Source organism: Mesorhizobium sp. M1227, assembly GCF_040318315.1.
Classification (GTDB): Bacteria; Pseudomonadota; Alphaproteobacteria; order Rhizobiales; family Rhizobiaceae; genus Mesorhizobium.
On the sequence record NZ_JAMYLZ010000111.1, the window covers coordinates 1 to 781 of the forward strand.

Below are 781 nucleotides of genomic sequence, written 5' to 3' on the forward strand. Positions count from 1 at the left end.
GGCAGGGCTATCGCATATGAGTGATGGCATTGATGAGATAGTCGTCGTTCCAGGCGCATTTCTTGATGCGATGGCTGATGGGAACTTTGGCAGCATCGGCGGCCTGAAGGATGTTTCTGGCGAGGCGATTGAGAAGGGCCGTGTTGGCGGGGGCATTGTCCTTGCGGGCACGGCTGAGATCCTCATCGAGATGGACATCGAGCATCCAATGCAGGCCGTTCTCGATCTGCCAATGAGCTCTAGTGAGGTCGAGCGCCCGCTGCGGCGACATGAGCGTGGAGGCCATGAACAGGCGCATCAACGGCTTGGCCTGATCGCGTCGGCTGGTGATGCGGATGAAGGCCCGGTGGCCGGGCATCAGCGGCTCGGCCGCCGCCACGATCTCGGCCTGCCGCCACTCGTTGCGGCCGTGGCTGGTCTCGGTCCGCTCGGCAATGGAAGGGGTGGCGTCGGCCAGTTGCAGGTTGGCACGGCGCAGCCAATGACGACGGTTGCCCTTCAGCGCAAGCAGGTAATCGCCACCTCTTTGGGTAATGGCCGCAGCCATGCGGGTGTGGCAGTGAAGCGCGTCGGCGGTGACCAATCTGCCCGTAAGATCAATGAGTTCGACGACTTTGAGCGCGGCCTCGACTTCGTTCTCACCATCGCTCGGCGAGACTGCCGCCAGGCACAGCCGGGTCTCGGCGGCGAAGGCCGACACCGTCAACGGCGGACTGGCTGCCAAGCCCTTCTCGTAGGCTCGCCGCAAAGCCTTGCCGTCAAGCGACACCACCTCGGGCGT

Annotated in this window: 1 protein-coding gene; it reads right to left on the reverse strand. The window is 63.6% G+C overall.

Annotated features, from left to right (window positions below; all coding sequences use genetic code 11):
* Positions 1-7: 7 nt before the first annotated feature.
* The coding region (locus NKH28_RS34325; RefSeq protein ID WP_352981466.1) for an ISAs1 family transposase at positions 8-781 on the reverse strand (774 nt) is incomplete at its 5' end.